13 protein-coding genes are annotated in these 16,856 nt (G+C 65.8%); 2 read left to right on the top strand and 11 right to left on the bottom strand.

The features are described from left to right. Positions 1 to 164: 164 nt before the first annotated feature. From GOACH_RS24475 to GOACH_RS03435, 5 genes are all read right to left on the bottom strand, one after another. Entirely contained in the window at positions 165 to 290 is a 126-nt protein-coding gene (locus GOACH_RS24475; protein WP_281168875.1) for a hypothetical protein, read from the bottom strand. A 405-nt stretch (positions 291 to 695) separates the two neighbouring features. Further along, a complete protein-coding gene (locus GOACH_RS03450) occupies positions 696 to 1,802 on the bottom strand; it encodes a GNAT family N-acetyltransferase (protein WP_005170597.1) in 1,107 nt (368 codons plus the stop codon). A 133-nt stretch (positions 1,803 to 1,935) separates the two neighbouring features. Further along, entirely contained in the window at positions 1,936 to 3,060 is a 1,125-nt protein-coding gene (locus tag GOACH_RS03445; protein ID WP_005170596.1) for a ferredoxin reductase, read from the bottom strand. A gap of 153 nt (positions 3,061 to 3,213) precedes the next feature. Continuing rightward, the gene (locus GOACH_RS03440) at positions 3,214 to 3,780 is read right to left on the bottom strand and encodes a DUF6912 family protein (protein WP_040517682.1); all 567 of its coding nucleotides are present in this window, start codon (positions 3,778 to 3,780) and stop codon (positions 3,214 to 3,216) included. Between the two features lie 110 nt (positions 3,781 to 3,890). Then, the gene (locus tag GOACH_RS03435; RefSeq protein WP_005170594.1) at positions 3,891 to 5,363 is read right to left on the bottom strand and encodes a wax ester/triacylglycerol synthase domain-containing protein; all 1,473 of its coding nucleotides are present in this window, start codon (positions 5,361 to 5,363) and stop codon (positions 3,891 to 3,893) included. 214 nt (positions 5,364 to 5,577) lie between these two features. Between GOACH_RS03435 and GOACH_RS03430 the strand changes: the two genes are divergently transcribed. Next, positions 5,578 to 6,657, top strand: a complete 1,080-nt coding sequence (locus tag GOACH_RS03430; protein ID WP_005170593.1) for a 2,3-butanediol dehydrogenase — start codon at positions 5,578 to 5,580, stop codon at positions 6,655 to 6,657. Between the two features lie 13 nt (positions 6,658 to 6,670). Here the strand turns inward: GOACH_RS03430 and GOACH_RS03425 are convergent, their stop codons facing one another. The 3 genes from GOACH_RS03425 to hpf all read right to left on the bottom strand — a co-directional run bounded on the left by GOACH_RS03425 (position 6,671) and on the right by hpf (position 11,286). After that, positions 6,671 to 7,360, bottom strand: coding sequence for an Rv3235 family protein (locus GOACH_RS03425; protein ID WP_040517547.1), 690 nt, complete (start codon positions 7,358 to 7,360; stop codon positions 6,671 to 6,673). Between the two features lie 113 nt (positions 7,361 to 7,473). After that, complete coding sequence (secA, locus tag GOACH_RS03420; protein ID WP_005170587.1) at positions 7,474 to 10,350, bottom strand: preprotein translocase subunit SecA; 2,877 nt, start codon at positions 10,348 to 10,350, stop codon at positions 7,474 to 7,476. Between the two features lie 171 nt (positions 10,351 to 10,521). Beyond that, a complete protein-coding gene (hpf, locus tag GOACH_RS03415) occupies positions 10,522 to 11,286 on the bottom strand; it encodes a ribosome hibernation-promoting factor, HPF/YfiA family (protein ID WP_005170583.1) in 765 nt (254 codons plus the stop codon). Between the two features lie 473 nt (positions 11,287 to 11,759). On the opposite strand from hpf, the gene GOACH_RS03410 reads away from it, so the two are divergent. Next, positions 11,760 to 12,455 carry a ComF family protein gene (locus GOACH_RS03410; RefSeq protein WP_005170578.1) on the top strand — a complete coding sequence of 232 codons (696 nt, stop codon included), beginning with the start codon at positions 11,760 to 11,762 and terminating at the stop codon, positions 12,453 to 12,455. Between the two features lie 33 nt (positions 12,456 to 12,488). Here GOACH_RS03410 and lpqB read toward each other — a convergent pair whose 3' ends face one another. The 3 genes from lpqB to mtrA are packed head-to-tail and all read right to left on the bottom strand — an operon-like array spanning position 12,489 to position 16,815. Then, entirely contained in the window at positions 12,489 to 14,300 is a 1,812-nt protein-coding gene (lpqB, locus tag GOACH_RS03405; protein ID WP_040517544.1) for an MtrAB system accessory lipoprotein LpqB, read from the bottom strand. Further along, complete coding sequence (gene mtrB / locus GOACH_RS03400; RefSeq protein WP_005170571.1) at positions 14,300 to 16,141, bottom strand: MtrAB system histidine kinase MtrB; 1,842 nt, start codon at positions 16,139 to 16,141, stop codon at positions 14,300 to 14,302. The genes lpqB and mtrB overlap by 1 nt, the downstream gene beginning before the upstream one ends. After that, positions 16,138 to 16,815, bottom strand: a complete 678-nt coding sequence (mtrA, locus tag GOACH_RS03395) for an MtrAB system response regulator MtrA (RefSeq protein ID WP_005170551.1) — start codon at positions 16,813 to 16,815, stop codon at positions 16,138 to 16,140. The genes mtrB and mtrA overlap by 4 nt, the downstream gene beginning before the upstream one ends. Between the last annotated feature and the right edge of the window lie 41 nt (positions 16,816 to 16,856).

The raw sequence follows: 16,856 nt of genomic DNA, 5'->3' as shown, positions 1-16,856 counted from the left end.
GTCGGCTCGACGGGAGCGTCGGAAGGCGGTGGCTACGCCTACGTTCCCGTAACTTACGCCATCGTAGGTTAGTGGGATGGAAGTGTCCAGCGATAGTGCTCGCGCTTGCGCCGATGAGAAGCAAGGAATCGCGCTGAGGTCACGAACCGTCGCGGCGTCGGATATCACCGATTGAAGTCGACGCCGCACGAGGTGAACACACTCATCGGCAGTTCGTCGGCGAGCACCGCGAAGTCGTAGAGCGACAGCGCCGTTGGCGTCGCGCATCTGCACCAGGACGAAATCATCACTCTCGGAATGGTATTCGACTGTCGCCCTGTAGAACTCGTGAAGTCGCACGCGGTCGACCGTCACGTCCCGGCACTGCGTCAGGTGGTCGACGACCTCCTACCGGGCGGCAAGGTACTCAGGCTTCCGACGCAACTCCCACGCGATGTCCCTGGTGAACAGTTGGTACGTTTACTGAAGGCGCACAGAGGGATACGTGTCTCGCCACATACCACCGGACCCAGCGCGACACGGCACCGGTCGCACCGGCGACCGAACCATCTGATGTCGGAAAAGTCTAGATTCGCCGAGCAGCCAGGTCGATGAGGGTATGACAGGCAAACGGCGCCGTGTCCGTCAAACGACGGACACCACCACGACCGACACCACTACGAGAGACCCGGGCCTGAAGAGCGCGAGCCAACGCTCTACTGCGTGTCGGCCAGCAACTCGTATCCGACGAGATCCTCGATCTTCCCCGCCGAACTCGCGGCGAGCGGCTGGATACCGAACTCGTTGAACCCCGCTCGCAGCGCGAGGCGCTTGCTGCCCTCGTTGGAGTCGGCAGCGAACATCGTCAACCTGCGGAGGCCGAGAACGTCGAAACTGTGCTGCACCGACGCAGGAAACGTCTCCCCCAGCACGCCAGAACCGCGCGCGTCGGGATGCGTGTAGAAGCCGATCTCGGCGCCCACGACGGGGTCGATCTTGAACAGCGAGATGTCGGCCAGGTAGGTGTCGGTCTCGCGGTCGGCGACGGCCCAGGTGCAGGTCTCACCACGTGCAGCCGTCCACCACTTTCGGGTGCGTTCGGCCGCAGCATGTTCGACGGTCAGCGGATCAGGCCTTCCGAAGAGGTACTTGCGCGAGATCGGGTCGTCGAGTGTCTCTCGGATACGCTCGTCATCCTTGGCCTCGAGTGGCCGCAGCCGGAAGCGTTCGGTCTCGAAAGTCGTTGCATGCCATGTGGTTTTCGGCTCGAAACTGTCGCCGGCATGCCACTTTCCGCACCACGCGTCGACGACGCCACTATTCATCTCGAGCCAGTCGGGAAGCCTCCCGACGAGTGTGAAGCCTGCGGCGTGCGCGGCTCGAAGGCTCGTCAGGTTTCCTTCGGCGGCCTCCCAGCGCACCACCTCGACATCGCGCTGCTCGACGGCATAGCGCATCGCCAGCGCCATCGCGCGGCGGACGAGACCCTCCCCGCGGGCGTCAGGATGCAAGCCGAATCCGATGTCGACGATCCGACCGGGGCCACGGAGGTCGATACTGCCAACGAACCGGCCGTCGTGCTCGATCGCCCAGATCATCGACGTTCCGTTGCGCCATCCCTGCAGCGCGTTGATGATGAAGCGCTCCGCGTCGGATCGCCCGTAGGGCGAGGGCATCTTCGCCCATCGCATCGTCAGCGAGTCGGTGGCGTATCCGACGATCCGATCGACGTCGTCGGTCTGATGTGCCCGCAGTGTGATGGTGCCATCGGTCAGCACCGGCACATCACTCGTCGCGGTCAGTTCGATCAGTTCAGCTCGCACGCGGATTTCCCTCCGTGGTCGACAGCCTCACCACAGAGCCTAACGCGTCCACTCTGCCCACGACGGGCAACGCCCGCGCCGCGCCGTGTGGCATGCCGCGACCTCGACGAACACCGTCACCCGCTGCGGTGTGTCATACATCGAGCGTGCAGTCGCCTGCCGCGGCGCTCACGCATGTCTGTATGCGCTCACCCTCGACGTGCTCGTCTCCCGAGCGAAGATCGCGCACGCAGCCCTTGTCGAGCATGACGACGCAACTCTGACAGATGCCCATGCGGCAGCCGAACGGCATCAACACGCCCGCCTGTTCACCGGCCTCGAGCAACGTCGTCGCACCGTCGACCGTTGCGGTCTGTCCCGACCGCCCGAACGTGACCGTCCCGCCCTGAGCACCGACCACTCCGCGCTCGAGAGCGAAACGCTCGATGTGCAGTCGGTCGGCGACGTCCGCCTGGGTGAACGCAGCGTCGACCATCTCGAGGAAACCACCAGGACCGCACGCCCACGTCTCCCGGATACGCCAGTCGGGGCACAATTCGTCTAGCGATTGCTCGGTGACCTTGCCGTCGGTCCGCGTGTACTGCACGTGCAGATCGATCAGGCCGCTCTCGTCCATCTCGGCGAGCTCGTCGGCGAACATCAGGTCGTCGGGGGTCGGAGTCGAATGGATGACCCGCACATTCGTGGACTGACCGCGGTGACGCATCATGCGCAGCATCGAGATGATCGGGGTCAAGCCGCTGCCCGCGGTCAGGAACAGCACTGTCGCGGGCAGTGGTTCAGGTAGGACGAACTCACCCTTGGGTGCCGCCAGCCGTACCACGGTTCCCGGTTGCAGCCCTCTGACCAGATGAGATGAGAGAAACCCCTCGGGCATGGCCTTGACAGTGATCGCGATTGTGCCCTCGGCCCGCGTCAGGTCGGGCACTGAGGTCAACGAGTACGACCGCCACGTCCAGCGCCCCTCGATGAGCACCCCGATACCGATGTATTGCCCCGGCGCATAGTCGAGCGAGAATCCCCATCCGGGCTTGATGCGGATGGTCGCGGAGTCGTCGGTTTCGGGCGTCACCGAGACCACCTGCCCGCGCAGCTCGCGCGCCGACCACAGCGGATTGGCCAGATGCAGGTAGTCGTCCGGGAGCAGCGGCGTCGTGATCCGCGCCACAGCGGCGCGTGCCCACCGCGCCGCACTACTGCGGCTGGCGACACCCGACACCGGTTCCTCGAAACGTTCGCGCAACTCTCGCAGGTTCACTGGTGCGACTCCCTCGATCCGCGTGGCGGGGGTCCGATGTCGGACCCCCGTAGATCTCACGCGAACACTCTAACCTACGCAACCGTAGGTTAGAGACCCGGAACCATCCGACCAGTGCGGCCGGTGAAGGTCAGCTGCGAAGAGCGTTGGGTGTCAGAGGAGTTCGAGGAGAAAAGGAAGTTCCTGGGTCGCATACCACCCGAGATCGTGGTCTTCGACGTCGCCCACCGCGAGCTCGGCGTCCTGATCTCCCATGTCGGCTGCGTCGATGGCGACAACGGCCGACCGGACCGCGTTCTGCGCATCGGCGCCGTCGACGAGCACGGATGCGATCGCCGACGTCGGGACCGGACCGGAGACCTTCACGACGGCGTCGTCGAGGTCGGGGCGCAGAGTGGCGTCATCGACGTCGGCGGCCACCACGACACGGCGAGGCGGGAGCCGCGGGGTATCACCGGGTTTGGTCGTCGCCTCATCGGCCGCGAGGTCGGACTCGGCGTCGGAGTCGCCCGGCTCCGGCGCCTCACCGGCCAGCAGTCGCAGCGACGCACGTGCAGCCTCACGGATTGCAGCCTCTGCCAACTCCTCGTCGTCCCCGGAGACGTACGACTCGCGCAGGGCCGGGGTGAGTGCGAAACCGGTTCCGCCGACCGGACGGAACAGGCCCGCCTCATCGAGCTCGAGCAGCATGGTCAGCGTCGCGGGAAAGTAGACCCTCATCGTGCGCATGTCCTCCTACGCCATCGCGTGCACCCGGCTGTGAGCGCCCGTGCTGTGAGTACCCTCGGCATGGCGACCCACAGGGGCGACCATGCACTCCGTCGCCAACACTAGTGTGCGTCGGCGAGTTCCTCGTACGACTCGCGGACGTAGTCACGGATGAGCGTGGGGTCGTCGATCACGCCGCGGTCTGCGGTGAACCCGAACCCGATGGAGCCCGCGTACTCGCACACACCGACCGCAAGCGCACGCCCTGCGACCAGGGCGGGCACGACGAACAGCTCCGACACCTTGTGTCCCAGAACGAACTGGGGCGGGATCGGCACGGTGTTCATCGCGACGGGCACGTTGTAGGCGCGACGGTCGAGTGATCGGAATGCGCGGGAACTGAACTCCGCGAACGGCACGACGCCGAGTTCGCTCAACAACGGCTGCGACGCCGGTGATACACGTCGCGACGACTGCGCGTACCGATTGGCCAGCCCGGCGACCTGCGCGAGTCGCACCAGCGGATTGGCCTCTCCCACCGGAAGGTCGGTGACAAACCGCGGCTCGTCGGTGACGATCCACGTCTCGGGCGAGTCCTCTTGTGCGAGAACCCCGGACTGGCGCGCACCCAGTGGCAGCACTGCACGCACGGTGTCGCCGAAGGCTCCCTCTGCGTCGGTCGACAGCAGCCAGTGACGCATCGCGCCGGTGATGATCGCGAGTTCGACGTCGTTGACGGTGCACTCGTTGCGCTCGGCGATCTTGGCCACGTCTCGGCGGGGCACCGACGCCGAACTGAACGTGCGGGTCGACGACCCCGACGTGTTCAGCAGGCTCGGCGGCGCGGAATCGGTGAGCTGCTGCACGAGGCGGCCGGCACGGCGAAACGTACCCGCGACCAGTGATGTCGCCTCGCCGAGCAATCCGTTGCCGCCGATGACCGAGTCGATCAGCTCCCCCGGACGTGCCAACGCCTCGGCAAGCGCACCGATCGCCAGCGACGCCGACCCCGGTGGTGGTCCCGGCATCCACACGTCGGCGGGCAGTGTGGCGACGTCGGGCACGTCGTCGCAGATCACTTCGCTCATCTCAGCGCCGCCACCCTCGATCAGGCAGCGATGCGACTTGGTCAGGATCGCGAACCCGCCATCCTCGAGTCCCTCGATCAAATACATCTCCCACAGGGGCCTACTGCGGTCGAGTGGTCGCGACATCACCCTGGACACCAGATCTTCGAGATCGGCCATCGTCCCAGGGGACGGCAATCCGGAGCGTCGGATGTGGAAGTTGATGTCGAAGTCGGGATCGTCGGCCCAGACCGGTCGCGCCAGCCCCAGCGCGACCTCGACGACCACCTTCCGGTACCGCGGCACCAACTGGAGGCGATTCTCGACGAGTCGCACCAGCCCCGGGTAATCGAGAACCGGCGGATCCGGCTTCTTCGCACGTACGCGCGTTGTCGCCAGATCCTTTGCTGCAGAGCGTTTCTTGCCGGAGTTTCCGGGAAAGAGCAGAACGGCGCCGAGGTGGTTGGTGGCGCCCGCGCCATCGAGGAAATAGGACATCGCCTCGCGGGGAGACAGCCGGTTAGCCACGCACTGATCCTATCCCCGATCGTGTACGGTCCAGCGTCGGTCCTCATCCTGCACGGCCGACCCGACGTCGCCGATCGCCGGGGGTTCGACAGTTGTCGTCGCAACCCCTTGCAACCGTTGCCACGACCACCACGACGACGGTGGACTCGACACGGGCCGGAGTCGACTCGAGGAGGTCTCGGCGTCGCGCCGCCCCCATCCACGAGGAGACCACATGCGAGCAGCACGCTATTACGACCGCGGCGACATCAGGATCGAGGAGATCGACGCGCCGGTCGTCGAACCCGGCACGGTCGGTATCGATGTCGCATGGTGCGGGATCTGCGGAACCGATCTGCACGAGTACGCCGACGGACCGATCTTCATCCCGCCTGCAGGACATCCACATCCGCTCAGCGGCGAGAGCGCTCCGGTCACACTCGGGCATGAGATGTCGGGCGTCGTGTACGCACTCGGCGAGGGCGTCACCGATCTCGAGGTGGGCGACCACGTGGTGGTCGAGCCCTACATCATCGCCGACGACGTCGACACCGGACCGGACAGCCACGACTACCACCTCTCCCACGACATGAACTTCATCGGACTCGGAGGCTGTGGCGGTGGCCTCGCAGAGAAGATCGTGGTGCGCCGCCGCTGGGTCCACAAGGTGTCTGACTCGGTACCACTCGACCAGGCCGCTCTCATCGAACCACTGTCGGTCGGCGTTCACGCCGTCGAACGCAGCGGCGCCACCGCAGGCGCGGTGGCGCTGATCGCGGGCGCAGGGCCGATCGGCCTTCTCACGGCAGCGGTCTGCAAAGCACGGGAGATCACCACCATCATCAGCGAGCCGAGTCCGCTGCGTCGTTCAAAAGCGTTGGAGGCCAAGGTCGCAGACCACGTGATCGACCCGTCGACCGAGTCCGTGGCGGAACGCGTTCGCGAACTGACCGGCGGTGCGGGCGCCGACGTCGGATTCGAATGCACATCGGTCCAACCAGCGCTCGATGCACTGTTCGACGCACTCAAGCCGACCGGCGTGCTCGTCGTGGTATCGATCTGGGGCCACCCCGGAGCCGTGGAGATGCAGAAGCTCGTCCTCAAGGAGATCGACATGCGCGGCACCATCGCCTACGTGAACAATCATCCGGAGACGATCGAGTTGGTGGAGAGCGGACGAATCGACCTCAGCCCGTTCATCACCGGCCGCATCGGCTTGGACGATCTGATCGACGAGGGCTTCGATACCCTGATCAATCGCAACGAAACCGCGGTGAAGATTCTCGTCTCGCCGTCGGGGGCCGGCCTCGGCTGACCGCCCGACGCACTCACCCAAGCGTCAGCACGACAAGCTGCCAGCGGTACTCCACGCGGGTGGCCGCCGGGGCGTACCTGCCGCGAGGCGCCTGCCCGACGACGCGAACCCGGCACGGCACCCGCTCGATACGGCCCGCGAAGGCCCGCGACCTGCCCTGCCGCGAGTAGGTTCCGAATATCTCCGCGGTGCCCGCATCACACATCTGCACGTGGACGCGTCGGACCGTGGGTATGCAAGTGTCGTCGCCGCCCGCTGCCCTGGTGCGGGCGAGTGCGCCGATCTGGTCGTTCACCTGCGCCCCGACGCGATGCAGCAGATGGCCGGAGGGACGACGCCTGGCGATGACCTCGAAGATCATGGTGAGCGTGCCCACCGAGAATTCGCGTGCCGCGATGGCGGCAGCCGCACGCGTCTGGGTGCGAGCGCCACCGGCAGACGCGCCTGCGGGAGAAGGGGTGCCGGGCGAGGGCGCTGCGGGAGAAGGGACAACGGGCGTCGTCGCGGCCGCGGCGGTAGGAGTCGCGTGGGCACAGCGCTCATCCACCCGCGGACGAGCGGTGAACTCGGTCGGGGCCTCGTGACTGATGTCGGTGATGGTCGACCCGCAGGGTTCATAGCGAGGCGCGGGGACTATCCGGATACGCCTCGACGTCGGATCCGATTCGATGTGCGACGAGGAATCAATGCAGGTGTTGGTCATGGAAACTCGGACGCACCAGCGGTGCGTCCGGTTCCATGAATCTCAGATCTTTCTCGAATGCTGCCGAGCTCGAATGCTGTCGAGGTCTCCGACGATCACGTAACCGCGACCGGCTAGCGTCGACGCCGCTTGGACTTCGGAGGCTTCGCGCCCTCACGCTTTCCGCTGGCGCGTGCCGCCGCTCGCCGCTCCCGCCGCGAGGCCGACACCAGCGCCGGGTCATCGAGTTCCTCGTCCTGCGAGTGCACGGACGTGCCGCCGTCCTCATCAGGGCCGGAGTACGTCATCGGGACATCGGACCCGGACTCGACGCCGACCGCGCGCAACGCGGCCGGGGCCTCACTGCCGCCCGGGGCATTGTTCTCGGAGGCGTTGCTTCCCGAGGCGCCGGTCTGAGATGCTGTCGCGCCTGCCATCGCGGGTTGCCTGGCTGCAGCCGCGGCTGCGGTCGCCGCAGCCGACGCGGGCGTGACCGTTGGAGCGGGCTCGGCCTGCACCTGCACGTTGTACAGATACTGGAGTGTTTCCTCCTTGAGACCCTCGAGCATGCCGACAAACATGTCGTAACCCTCGCGCTGGTACTCCACCACCGGATCACGCTGGGCCATCGAGCGCAGATGAATACCCTCACGCAGGTAGTCCATCTCGTAGAGGTGATCGCGCCACTTCCGGTCGAGAACACTGAGCAGGATGGTCCGCTCGAGCTGCCGCATGGCGTCCTCACCGCCGATGGCAGTGATCTCCTCCTCGCGCTTCTCGTAGGCCTTCTGCGCGTCGTCGACGAGGATCTCTTTCAGTTCCTCTGCCGAGATGTCGTCGCGCTCGCCGAACTCGTTCTCGCCCATCACTTCTCGCGGATCGAGTTCGATCGGGTAGAGCGCGCGCAGTGCGGTCCACAGCTCGTCGATGTCCCAGTCCTCGGCGTAACCCTCCTCGGTCGCGCCGTCGACGTAGGCTCCGACGACCTCGGCGATCATCTGCATGATCTGCTCGCGGTGCTCGGTTCCCTCGAGAATGGTGCGGCGCTCGGCGTAGATGACCTTGCGCTGCTCGTTCATCACCTCGTCATACTTGAGGACGTTCTTGCGGACCTCGAAGTTCTGCTGCTCGACCTGTGTCTGCGCGCTGCGGATGGCCTTGGTGACCATCTTCGCCTCGATCGGTACATCGTCGGGCAGGTTGACGCGGTTCATGATGGTCTCGAGCGCAGCACCGTTGAAACGTCGCATGAGCTCGTCGCCGAGCGAGAGATAGAACCGCGACTCACCCGGGTCACCCTGACGACCGGATCGACCACGCAACTGATTGTCGATTCGACGGGATTCGTGGCGCTCGGTTCCGAGCACGTACAGCCCGCCCGCCTCGCGCACGGCGTCGGCCTCCTCCGCGGCCTCACGACGTGCGAGTGTGATCGCTTCCTCCCACGCCTCCTCGTACTCGTCGGGGGTGTTGACCGGGTCGAGCCCGGCCTTGCGCAAGCGCGTGTCGGCGATGATGTCGGGGTTGCCGCCGAGCACGACGTCGGTACCACGACCGGCCATGTTGGTGGCAACGGTGACGGCGCCGAGCCGCCCGGCCTCGGCCACGATCTGTGCTTCCTGCTCGTGGAACTTGGCGTTCAGCACGCTGTGCGGGATGTCGCGCTTGGCGAGCTGCCGGGACAGATACTCCGACCGTTCGACACTGGTCGTACCGATCAGAACCGGCTGACCGATCTCGTGGCGCTCGGTGATGTCGTCGACGACGGCAGCGAACTTCGCCTCTTCGGTCTTGTAGATCAGATCGCCCTGGTCCTTGCGGATCATCGGCTTGTTGGTCGGGATCGGGAGCACACCGAGCTTGTAGATCTGGTCGAACTCGGCGGCCTCGGTCTCAGCGGTGCCCGTCATGCCCGAGAGCTTGTCGTACATGCGGAAGTAGTTCTGCAGTGTGATCGTCGCGAGCGTCTGGTTCTCGGCTTTGATCTCGACGCCTTCTTTGGCCTCGATCGCCTGATGCAGACCCTCGTTGAAGCGTCGCCCGTCGAGTACACGACCGGTGAACTCGTCGACGATGAGCACGTCGCCGTTGCGGACGATGTAGTCCTTGTCGCGGTGGAAGAGTTCTTTGACCTTGATGGCGTTGTTGAGATAGCTGACGAGCGGCGAGTTGGCGGCCTCGTAGAGGTTGTCGATGCCGAGCTGATCCTCGACGAACTCGACACCCGCTTCGTGGACGCCGATGGTCTTCTTCTTGATGTCGACCTCGTAGTGGACGTCACGCTCGAGTAGCGGCGCGATGCGCGCGAACTCGGTGTACCACTTACTCGATCCCTCGGCAGGCCCCGAGATGATCAGCGGGGTGCGCGCCTCGTCGACCAGGATCGAGTCGACCTCGTCGACGACGGCGAAGTTGTGGCCGCGCTGCACGAGTTCGTCGAGCGAGTGCGCCATGTTGTCGCGCAGGTAGTCGAACCCGAACTCGTTGTTGGTGCCGTAGGTGATGTCGGCGGCGTAGGCCACCTTGCGCTGCTCGGGGGTCATGCCGGTCAGGATCACGGCGGTCTCGAGACCGAGGAACCGGTGCACACGGCCCATCCACTCGGAGTCACGCTTGGCGAGGTAGTCGTTGACGGTGACCACGTGCACGCCGTCGCCGGACAACGCGTTGAGGTACGCGGGAAGCACACAGGTCAGGGTTTTACCCTCACCGGTCTTCATCTCGGCGATGTTGCCGTAGTGCAGTGCGGCGCCGCCCATGATCTGCACGTGGAAGTGCTTCTGGTCGAGTACGCGCCACGCGGCTTCGCGAGCGACCGCGAACGCCTCAGGCAGCAACTCGTCAAGCGTCTCGCCCTCGGCGACGCGGTCCTTGAACTCGCCGGTCTTGGCCTGCAGTTCGTCATCGGAGAGCGATGCGATCTCGTCTTCCAACGTCTCGACGTGCGATGCGATCGCATCGAGTCGCTTGACCATGCGGCCTTCGCCGACGCGCAGCAGCTTGTTCAGCACCGTGGATCGAGTCCCTTACTCATGTCGACTACTCACGAAATACGGCCTGTGCATGCGAGTGCATGAACGCAGGCCGTATTCCATGGTAGCGACGTCGCCTGAAGGGAGGCTGATCGGTGCCCCGGCCACACCGACGACGCCGGGTCGAGGAACCCGATCAGACGAGCCCGATCAGACGAGGCGGATCAGTCCGTAGTCGAAGGCGTGGCGGCGGTAGACCACCGACGCCTGATCGGTCTCCTTGTCGTGGAACAGGAAGAAATCATGTCCCACCAACTCCATTTCGTAGAGCGCGTCGTCGACGGTCATCGGAACCGCCGGGTGCTCCTTGACCCGGACGATCTGGCCTGGCGTGTGGTCATCAACACCGTCATCCCAGGTCTGCGCACCGTCGAGGTTGTCCCGGTCGGGAATGCCGTCGCCGGTCAACTGATCGACGCGTAGTGGTGGCGCACCCACCTCGGTTGCCTCGGCCACCGACAGCGGCCTGCGGTTGCCGTGGTGCACTCGCTTGCGGTCCTTCACACGGCGCAACCGCGAGTCGAGCTTGTCCAGCGTGGCCTCGAGCGCGGCGTAGAAGTTCTCAGCGCACGCCTGTGCACGGACCACCGGGCCCTTGCCGGTAGCCGTGATCTCCACCTGCTGGCACGCCTTGGCCTGTCGGCGGTTGCGTTCATGATTGAGTTCTACGTCGAACCGGTAGACGTTGAGGTCGAACCGCTCGAGTCGCGCGAGCTTGTCGCGGACGTAGATCTGATAGTGCTCGGGGATTTCGACATTCCGCCCGGCGAAGACGACCGTGGCGTTGGGTTCGGCCGGCTCTTCGGACTCGACCGTTCCGGGGGGCCGCACAAAGGCGAACTCGGCGTCGTACTCGTCGGTGGTGGCACCGACCTTTGGTTCACGGCGACCCTTGCGATGGACGACTTGCGACATTCGACTACCTCCTGGGTGTGGTGCCACTGCCCGCCCGTCGAACGTCGTCCTCGTCGACAGTGGGACCCGGCGATACGACTACCCGTTCGGGAACCATGTCGAGACGATCTCGGAGATTCGAAAGCCGTTGTGCGCGAGGTGATGTGCTGTGACTCGCAACCACCTGACGATTTGCGGCGACAAAGGTCGGGGAATGGCTACTCATTCATGCCAACCGGCGGCTGACAACCACTGTCAGGGGCTTCACCTCCCGTACCGAGACTCGGCTACCTCCTGCACCCTTGACCGTAGTCGGAAGTTTGTCTGTTAGCCATCGTTCCGACGCCTTGTCGTCGCGATGTGTCGAACACGGGACGAAGGACCCACCGGTACTGTCGCGCCGACTGTGCACAGTCCGGCGACAGTCCACAGCCGAACGTCGGATCGGTGTCACACGGCAGTCGCAGCGGCGTAGGCGTGACAGGGTCGACGACATGCCGGGAGCCGCGCGACGCCACGTCTCGGCGATCGCACGCGCGGGCGTCGATCTGATGATCCCGATGACGTGCGGAGGATGCGACGCCCCCGGCTCACGTTGGTGTATGCGGTGCGCCGACTTGCTCGCCGACACACCGATCCCGCTCTCCCCCCGCGTCCGTGTGGGCGTCGGCGTGTGGGCGCTCGGGCGCTATCGAGGACCTCATCGCGCAGCGGTGATCGAACTGAAAGAACACGGGCGCCGCGATCTCGCGTCGCCACTCGGACATGCGCTTGCCGCAGCCCTGCGCACCCTCGGCCGCTGGGGTGAGATCCCATCCGCATCGCGACTGCTACTCATTCCCGCCCCGACGCGCCCGATCGCGGCGCGCCGCCGCGGCGGTGACACCGTCACTTCCATCGCCGAGCACGCCGCCGCCGAGCTGGGAGCTCGGATCTCGGTGCGCCCGATGCTGACCATCCGCCCGGGCGGACGCGATTCCGCGGGACTCGACGCCAGGGCACGACGACGCAACCTCGCACATCGAATCGCCGTCCGGTCTCCGCCGACGCGGACCGACCGCTCACCGCGCACGGCGACGGTGTTGGTCGACGATGTGCTCACCACCGGCGCCACCGCCGCCGAATCGGTGCGGGTACTCGCTGCACACGACGTACACGTCGATCTCGTCGTGGTCATCGCAGGCGCGTGAGTTGACGTAGTGCGAGTTCAGGCAGGACGCGGTTCAGGGCAGCACCGGGATCGCCGTCGGCGACATCGCGGGCTCGACCTCGGTCCAGTACTGGTCCGGCTGCCCGTTGGTGCTGCCCAGCCGCAGCACCCCGCGCTGGTCGCCGATGTACACGGTGCTCGCATCCGCGGTGACCGCACGCACCGGCGGCGCCACATTGCCGCTGATCAGCCCGGATGCCGGCGCGCCGTTGATGGGTAACTGCACCACCGGGGAGTCGGACGCCTCGCGGGCAACCATGAGCGTCGACGCGGTCGCCCACGCCAGCGACACCGCCTGGTTACCGACGTTGAACGCTGCGATCCGCGGATGGGACAGCGTCACCTGGCCGTCCTCATTAGTCGCGATGACGGCGAGCAGCACCTGTCCGCCGACGATCAGCGCGACGCGAACACCATCGGGCGACACCTGCAGTTCGGTGATCGGTCCGCGGGCCACCGACGCGATCGACACCGCGTCGACCGCCGAGACCACTTCGGTGGAGTTCTGTGAATCGCGCACCGCGCGGACCGGTTTCCCGTCGATCACAGCCCAGACGGTGTCGTTACCCTGACTGCCGGCGAACGACGGCCGGGTGATCGACGTACCCGACGCCAGTGCCGAAACGTTTCCGCCGTAGGCTCCCGACACCAGTTGCAGACCGGGTCCGCCACGCCCGGCGACAACGGCCGCAACGGCGTCGCCGTCGGACGAGATGGACGCCGAACGGACGTCGCGACCCGTTCCGAGCGCTCCGCCCGACGGAGTGGTGCCCGTGTCGGTGACCTTCAGCAGCGAGCCGTCGCGCACGATGTTGAGTCCGACGTCGGTGGTCGGCGTCGCGAGCGGATCGAACGCTTTGACGTCGGCGGGCTGCCAGCCTGCACTTCGCTCCGGGACGAGCGGAGCGCCGTCGGCGTTGATCACGTACGGACCCCCGATGTCGGCGGAGTTGAGAGTCCAGATGATCTGCGCGGCAAGCGATGTGCGGTCACGCACTCCGAGAGTTCCGAGTCCGGTCAGTTCGATGCGCACACCGCCGCCGGAGAGCTGTGCCGCCTGCCCGCGCAGTGACGAGCCGGACGGAAATCCGTTGTCGACCCCCGCCGCGAGATCCTCGGCCGGTCCTGCGATCAATCTGTTGAGCAGGACCGTCGGATCGGCATCCTGGTTGCCGTACAACCACCGCGGATCGGCCACGAGATGCTGATGGGTGCGATCGGTGAAGTACAACGACACCGATCGGTATGTCGCGACGAACCTACTCCGGTCGATCATCGCCCCATTCGGCAGCGGACCGTCGATCAACCATTGGTCGCCGTTGCGGACGAGGCTGATCGTGGTCTCCACGCGCCCGCTGGCCGGCAGGAGTTGCCCGTTGGACTTGAGCACCCCGACGTTGTCGCCGACGAGCCGCATACGCACCGAATTCTGACTGCGTTGATCGACGAACGTGTTGATCTCGTCGAGGATGATCGCGTCGCCTCGCTCATCCCATTGCTCCGATGACGGTGCGGTGAGGAATCGCCGCGCTGCGGCGTGTCCGTCTGATGGTGAGGCCGTGGCCTCGAGGAAGGCGCGCACCAATGCCTCAGGGTCCATGTCGGACTGCGGGACCGGCACCGCGTTGGTCGGCCCCTCCCTTTTGAAGGATTGGATGGGCTGCGGGGACGAATTGTCGGGAACTCCGCCGCAGGCAACGAGAACGACGGCCGTCACGAACAGTCCGATCAACGAGACGAGGCGTTGCCGGGTGCGCCTGCTCCGCGCTCTCGTCCGCCGGGTGCGTGCTACACCTTGTCGCGCAACCGCGTTCGCGCGCGCCATCACCGCGGCTCCCTGTCGTCGGCATCGGCCGGGTCCGACGATGCGCTCGCACCCGATGACGCCCCCGGCCCATTGCTTTTCCCGCTCGTCGCCGGATCGTGGACAACCGACGTGGAGTCGGAGTGCTCGGACTCGTCGAGTTGCTCGGGCTTGTCGAGTTGCTCGGGCTTGTCGAGTTGCTCAGACCGACCGATGCTCGGCTTGGCAGGCTTCGGTGGCAGACTGCGGACCGACTGGCCCACGGGTTTGAGCGGCAATGGACTACCGAGAACCTTGTGGCCACGAATCAGCGGGATGGTCAGCCGGAAGCACGCGCCTTTGCCTGGCTCCCCCCACGCATCGAGACGCCCCTGGTGAAGCCGGGCGTCCTCGATACTGATCGCAAGGCCGAGTCCGGTACCGCCCGAGCGTCGGAACCTCGACGGATCGGACCTCCAGAAACGGTTGAACACCAGCTTCTCCTCGCCTGGCCGCAGCCCGATCCCCTGGTCACGCACCGTGATCGCCACGGCGTCACCGTCGGATCGCATGGTGAGTGTGATCGGTTTGCGTTCGCCGTGGTCGATGGCGTTCGCGAGCAGATTGCGCAGAATACGTTCGACGCGCCGCGGATCGATCTCGGCGATGACCGGTTCGGCCGGGAGGTCGAGGATGATCTCGGTTCCCGTGTCCGAAGCCAGGTGCGAGACCGTCGCCAACGCGCCGTCGATGGGGATGGCCATGTCCATCCGCTCGGCGGCGAGTTCGGCCATGCCTGCGTCGTGTCGGGAGATCTCGAGGAGCTCGTTGAGCAAGGTCTCGAAGCGGTCGAGTTCTTTGTCGAGCAGTTCGACCGAGCGCTTGCGCACCGGGTCGAGTTCGTCGCGGCCTTCGTAGAGGACGTCACTGGCCATGCGGACAGTGGTCAGCGGCGTACGGAGCTCATGGCTGACGTCCGAGGTGAACTGTCGCTGCAGTCCGCCGAACTCCTCGAGGTGGGTGATCTGCTTGGACAGGCTCTCGGCCATGTCGTTGAACGACATCGCAAGCCGGGCCATGTCGTCCTCGCCGCGCACCGGCATCCGTTCCTTGAGGCGACCGTCGGCGAAGCGCACGGCGATCCTCGACGCCGAGCGAACCGGCATCACCGCCTGTCGTGAGACCAGCCACGCGATGGCCGCGAGCAGACCGAGCAGCACCACGCCGCCGGTGAGCAGCGTGCCGCGCACGAGGTCGACGGTGTTCTGTTCGGTGGTCAACGGGAAGACCAGATACAGCTCGAGCCCCGGTACCGAGGAGTTGGTGGGCGTTCCGACGACCAGCGCGGGGATCGATCCGCCTGCAGCGTCGGCGACGCGCGTGTACTGGTAGGCGACCTGCCCACCCTGCACCATGTCGCGCAGGTTGCGTGGGATCTCCGAGATCGGGCCGACGCCGAACTGTGAGCCGTCGCTGCCCGATCGCGGCACGATGAGCACGCTGTCGAAGGTGCCGACTGTTCCCGACGTCTGACTGGTGTCTACGTCACGGTCGGTCAGCAATGACCTCGTTTGGCGGAGCCTGTTCTGCACAGAGGTGTTGCCGTCGCCGCTCGCCAGATCTCGTTCGACGGCCACGCGTGCCCGCTCAACCTCTTCGGTTGCGGCACCTAACTTGACCTCGAGCAGGCGGTCGGTGATCTGACTCATCAGGACGAACCCGAGGATCAGCAGCACGACAAAAGACAGTGCAAGTGTCGAGACGACGACGCGCAACTGCAGAGAACGCCGCCACATACGTCCGAATGCCCGGCCGATGCCGCCCGCCGCGCGGGTGAACCGACCGAGAGTGCTGTTGACGCGACGTCGAGAACGACCGATCACGGCGGGCCGGCCTTGTAGCCGACCCCCCTCACCGTCAGCACGACCTCGGGGTTCTCCGGGTCGGTCTCGACCTTGGCGCGTAGACGCTGGACATGCACGTTGACGAGTCTAGTGTCCGCCGGATGCCGGTAGCCCCAGACCTGCTCGAGCAGCACGTCGCGCGTGAACACCTGCCGCGGTTTGCGGGCGAGTGCGACGAGCAGATCGAACTCGAGCGGCGTGAGCGAGATGGGCACCCCATCGCGGGTGACCTTGTGCGCGGGCACATCGATCTCGACCGGGCCGATCGACAGCAGCTCGGCGGGTTCCTCGTCGTTGCGACGCAGCCGCGCCCGCACCCGTGCGACGAGTTCCTTCGGCTTGAACGGTTTGACCATGTAGTCGTCGGCGCCCGACTCGAGTCCGAGCACGACGTCGACCGTGTCCGACTTCGCGGTCAGCATCACAATCGGCACACCCGAATCGGCCCGCAGCACCCGACACACGTCGATGCCGTTCATCCCGGGCAGCATGAGGTCGAGGAGCACGAGGTCGGGGCGCACCTCCCGAACCGCGGTCAGTGCCTGTGTTCCGTCGGAGACGACGAAGGGTTCGAAACCCTCGCCACGCAACACGATCGTCAGCATTTCGGCGAGCGCGGCGTCATCGTCCACCACGAGGATGCGAGGCTTCATGACTCAATGGTGACACTTCCGTGATCGAACGGTCGTGATTG

The sequence above is a fragment of the Gordonia aichiensis NBRC 108223 genome, from assembly GCF_000332975.1.
GTDB classification, from domain to species: domain Bacteria; phylum Actinomycetota; class Actinomycetes; order Mycobacteriales; family Mycobacteriaceae; genus Gordonia; species Gordonia aichiensis.
This window is presented reverse-complemented; position numbering and strand designations above follow the sequence as displayed.

Bases quoted from the DNA above. Each gene is read 5' to 3' on its own strand.
- lpqB (WP_040517544.1), bottom strand. From the start codon at position 14,300: ATGGCGCGCGCGAACGCGGTTGCGCGACAAGGTGTAGCACGCACCCGG.
- GOACH_RS03440 (WP_040517682.1), bottom strand. From the start codon at position 3,780: ATGAGGGTCTACTTTCCCGCGACGCTGACCATGCTGCTCGAGCTCGAT.
- GOACH_RS03430 (WP_005170593.1), top strand. From the start codon at position 5,578: ATGCGAGCAGCACGCTATTACGACCGCGGCGACATCAGGATCGAGGAG.
- GOACH_RS03410 (WP_005170578.1), top strand. From the start codon at position 11,760: ATGCCGGGAGCCGCGCGACGCCACGTCTCGGCGATCGCACGCGCGGGC.
- GOACH_RS03425 (WP_040517547.1), bottom strand. From the start codon at position 7,360: ATGACCAACACCTGCATTGATTCCTCGTCGCACATCGAATCGGATCCG.
- hpf (WP_005170583.1), bottom strand. From the start codon at position 11,286: ATGTCGCAAGTCGTCCATCGCAAGGGTCGCCGTGAACCAAAGGTCGGT.
- mtrA (WP_005170551.1), bottom strand. From the start codon at position 16,815: ATGAAGCCTCGCATCCTCGTGGTGGACGATGACGCCGCGCTCGCCGAA.